This is a genomic window from Streptomyces mangrovi (genome assembly GCF_900114215.1).
In the GTDB taxonomy this organism is placed as follows: Bacteria; Actinomycetota; Actinomycetes; order Streptomycetales; family Streptomycetaceae; genus Streptomyces; species Streptomyces barkulensis.
The window spans coordinates 1-1,207 of record NZ_FOSG01000056.1; the positions used below are offsets into that span (position 1 = coordinate 1).

At 70.8% G+C, this 1,207-nt stretch carries 1 protein-coding gene; it reads right to left on the bottom strand.

Features of this window, described 5'->3' with window-relative positions; all coding sequences use genetic code 11:
- Nucleotides 1-83: 83 nt before the first annotated feature.
- Nucleotides 84-1,067: a carbohydrate kinase family protein gene (locus BM237_RS28600; protein ID WP_093852638.1), complete on the bottom strand. Its 984-nt coding sequence runs from the start codon at nt 1,065-1,067 to the stop codon at nt 84-86.
- Nucleotides 1,068-1,207 lie beyond the last annotated feature (140 nt).

Below are 1,207 nucleotides of genomic sequence, written 5' to 3' on the forward strand. Positions count from 1 at the left end.
CATCGTGCCCATCGCCCCGTCGGCCACCACCACCCGCGACGCCAACGCCTCACGCAGCAGTTGGACCCTCGGTCCGGCCGCGGTCACGGCAGCTCCCTCAGGTGCGGGACGACCCGGGCCGCCGCCGGTACTCCGTAGGACGTGCGCATTCTGGAAAGGAGGGGCTCGCGGTAGAGCCGGTACTCCTGCGTGCCGATGTAGTCGAGGACTGTCGCGGCGACGGTGCAGCCGAACTGCGCCGCGACCTCACGCGGGAGGTTCCAGGACAGGGCCGCGACGAATCCCGCCCTGAAGGCGTCGCCGACGCCTGTCGGATCGACGACGCCTTCGACCGGTACCGCCGGGATCCCGGTGTCCGGCCGGCCCTTCTGCCGGAGGCGGACGCCCGAGTCGCCCAGGGTCGTGACCCAGCACCCGACGCGGTCGAGGATCTGGGATGTGCTCCAGCCGGAGCGCTCCTGGAGCAACGCGGCCTCGTACTCGTTGCCGAAGAGCCAGCGTGCGCCCTCGAGGAGCCGCCGGACCTCTTTCCGCTCCAGTCTGGCCAGTTGCTGGGAGGGGTCGGCCGCGAAGGGGATGTTCAGGGCCCGGCACGCGTCGGTGTGCCGGATCATCGCCTCGGGGTCGTCGGGTGAGACCACGACGAGATCGAGGCGGCCCACGCGGGCGACCACCCGGCGCAGGTCGATGGTGCGCGCCTCCGCCATGGCACCCGCGTAGAAGGTGGCGATCTGGTTCTGCACCCGGTCGGTCGTACAGACGAACCGGGCCGTGTGACGGCTCTCGCTGATGTGCACCGAGTCGGTGTCGATTCCGTGTTCCTTGAGATGGAGGCGGTAGGGCTCGAAGTCGCCGCCTGCCGCGCCGACGAGCACGGGGCGCAGGCCCAGCAGCCCCAGTCCGTAGCAGATGTTCGCGGCCACTCCCCCGCGGCGGACTTCGAGCCGGTCGGCCAGGAAGGACAGCGAGACCCGTTCCAGCCGTTCGGCCAGGAGTTGGTCGGTGAAGACCCCGGGGAAGGTGAGCAGGTGGTCGGTGGCGATCGAACCGGTTACAGCTGTTCGCACGGCGCTGTCCCCCTTTTCCGTCAGTTCCGGCAGCCGGCCGCGGTGCGCAGTGCGTCGGTGCGGTCGGTGCGCTCCCAGGTGAAGTCGTCCAGCTCCCGGCCGAAGTGCCCGTAGGCGGCCGTGGCGGCGTAGATCGGGCG